The 2,802-nt window shown below is 31.8% G+C and carries 5 protein-coding genes; all 5 read right to left on the reverse strand.

Annotated elements, in window-relative coordinates; genetic code table 11:
• Positions 1-231, reverse strand: a 231-nt coding sequence (locus IDG60_RS10345) for a hypothetical protein (RefSeq protein WP_206153560.1), incomplete at its 3' end; no start/stop codon positions are given.
• Positions 212-346 (reverse strand): hypothetical protein, encoded by a 135-nt coding sequence (locus IDG60_RS10350; protein ID WP_001791797.1) that lies wholly within the window; start codon positions 344-346, stop codon positions 212-214. The genes IDG60_RS10345 and IDG60_RS10350, both read right to left, overlap by 20 nt.
• Before the next feature lie 62 nt (positions 347-408).
• Positions 409-1,128, reverse strand: a complete 720-nt coding sequence (gene splF, locus IDG60_RS10355) for a serine protease SplF (protein WP_001038688.1) — start codon at positions 1,126-1,128, stop codon at positions 409-411.
• Between the two features lie 150 nt (positions 1,129-1,278).
• Positions 1,279-1,995, reverse strand: a complete 717-nt coding sequence (splE, locus tag IDG60_RS10360) for a serine protease SplE (RefSeq protein WP_001038759.1) — start codon at positions 1,993-1,995, stop codon at positions 1,279-1,281.
• 157 nt (positions 1,996-2,152) lie between these two features.
• Positions 2,153-2,802, reverse strand: a 650-nt coding sequence (gene splD / locus IDG60_RS10370; protein ID WP_172406618.1) for a serine protease SplD, incomplete at its 5' end; no start/stop codon positions are given.

The following is a 2,802-nucleotide window of genomic DNA, read 5'->3' on the forward strand; positions in this document are numbered from 1 at the left end:
TTTATGTAATTCAGCTTGTTGCTGACGTTGTTTTTCAGTAATAGACATGTGATTCCTCCGCCTTTGCATAAGTAATTTATCTCTTTGTGTAATAGATTTATTATAACATTTGGTTATGTTGCGATGTTGATAATTTGGATGTTGGTGGTGGAAATTTTGAGTTTTAGTGGCGCAATTGTTATTGAAAAATTTTATAGAAATGTTGTAGCTTTCAAATGCTTTCAAAATCATTTATATTCTTAATGATGTCAAAAAGTTGTTCATTCATACATAAATAAAACCAATCAACAATTGAGTTGGTGAAAATCAATCGTTGATTGGCTTTGATGCATATTAAATAATGCAATATATTAATAAATGTTAGTTATAGTATATTTTGTCAGGATTGGGTGAATGTCTAAGTTTTAATTATTTATCTAAATTATCTGCAATGAATTTCTTAATTTCAGGAGAGAAATAAACAGCAAATCCTCTTGTGCTTTCACCTGATGGCTTATTACCGGCATAGATTACACCAATAGCTTCGTGTTTACTATTTAATATAGGTGAACCAGAGCTACCAGGCTGAATAATTGCATCCGATGACACTATATTCCCATTCACTGATAATACTTTACCAGTTGATTCATACATTTGTAGTTTATTTCCATTAGGATTTGGATAACCAATGACTGATATAGGTTCATTTTCTTTAGCTTCTGATGCTATATTAAATTTACTAGTGAAATCTTTGAATTTTCTACCTTTTGGTTGTGTTGATTTTTCTTCAACTTGTACAACCGCAATATCTTCTTTACCAGGATAATCTACAATCTTAGTAACTTTATAAAGTCCACCACCGTTATTATAAAAACCATTAGGATGTGCTTTGATTTCATCACCGACTTTCATGTGATAGGTAACATGTTTATTGGTAATGATTGTATGATTTCCAACTACAAATCCTGTTCCAGCGCCCATCCATGTAACACCACTGTATGGTGCAACATTTGTATTTGTAATTTGTTTAACAGTATTTTCGGCTTTGGCTGTTTGTTGAATACCTTCAACCATTGTTGTGCCGACACCAGTTATTGATGTTAAAATCGTCAATGCTGCAATACTTTTGATGATTATATTTTTATTCATTTTTCTGCTCCTCTAAGTATTTGTATAATTATAATGTTAGCTTTTTTAAGTTTTATTTTTTTTAATCATTTCGAATAAATGGAATCACAGAGATGATTTGAATTGTTGAGTTTGTTGTTAATTTTTAAAATCATTTATCTATGTAAGGATTTATTTATCTGTGTTATCTGCAATGAATTTCTTAATTTCAGGAGAGAAATAAACACCATATCCTTTTGTACTTTTATTTCCAGGGCCGTTTCCACCAAAGTGAACACCTACAACTTCGTATTTACTGTTAAATACAGCTGAACCTGAGTTGCCTGGTTCTACGAAAGCATCAGTAATAATCATGTTGCCTTTAACTGACAGCACTTTTCCTGTTGACTCATACATTTGAAATTTATTTATATATGGTTCTGGATAGCCAACAATTGAAATGCGTTCATTTTCTTTAGCTTCTGATGCTATTTTTAAAATGCCTGTGTAATCTTTAAAATTCCTGTTTTTTGGATGAACAGCTTTATCTTCCACATGTAGAATGGCAATATCTTCTTGACCTGAATAACGGACAATTTTTTTAACTTTATAAAATCCGCCATTATTATATTCACCATTGGGATGCGCTATAATATGTGCACCAATTTCCATACCTGCAACGACATGCTTGTTGGTAACAATTGTATTTTTACCGACAATGAAACCTGTTCCAGATCCTATCGAAACGACACCATTGTATGGTGCTACATTAGTATTTTTGATTAGTTTCACATTATGTTCAGCTTTAGCCGTTTGTTGAATACCCTCAACCACTGTTGTGCCGACGCCAGTCACTGATGTTAAAATCGTCAATGCTGCAATACTTTTGATGATTATATTTTTATTCATTTTTGTGCTCCTCTAAGTATTCGTATAAATATAAGGTTAGGTTTTTGAAGTTTTATTTTTTAAATCATTTCGAATAAATAGAATCACAGAGATATTTAAAATTGTTGATTTTGTTGTTAATTTCTAAAAATCATTTATCAATGTATGGATGGATGATTTATTTATCTAAATTATCTGCAATAAATTTCTTAATTTCAGGAGAGAAATAAACAGCAAATGACCTTGTACTTTCACCTGTTGGTTTATCACTAGCATACATAACACCAATTGCTTCTCGCTTACTATTTAATATAGGTGAACCAGAGCTGCCAGGTTGGACAACCGCATCAGATGTCACTATATTTCCATTCACTGATAGTACTTTACCAGTTGATTCATACATTTGTAGTTTATTTCCATTAGGATTTGGATAACCAATGACTGATATAGGTTCATTTTCTTTAGCTTCTGATGCTATATTAAATTTGCTAGTGAAATCTTTGAATTTTCTACCTTTTGGTTGCGTTGATTTTTCTTCAACTTGTACGACCGCAATATCTTCTTTACCAGGATAATCTACAATCTTAGTAACTTTATAAAGTCCACCACCGTTATTATAAAAACCATTAGGATGTGCTTTGATTTCATCACCGACTTTCATGTGATAAGTAACATGTTTATTGGTAATGATTGTATGATTCCCAACTACAAATCCTGTTCCAGCGCCCATCCATGTAACACCACTGTATGGTGCAACATTCGTGTTGGTAATTAATTTCACACTATTTTCTGCTTTGGCTGTTTGTTGAATACCATCAACCACTGTTG

This window comes from Staphylococcus sp. EG-SA-2, from assembly GCF_017152085.1.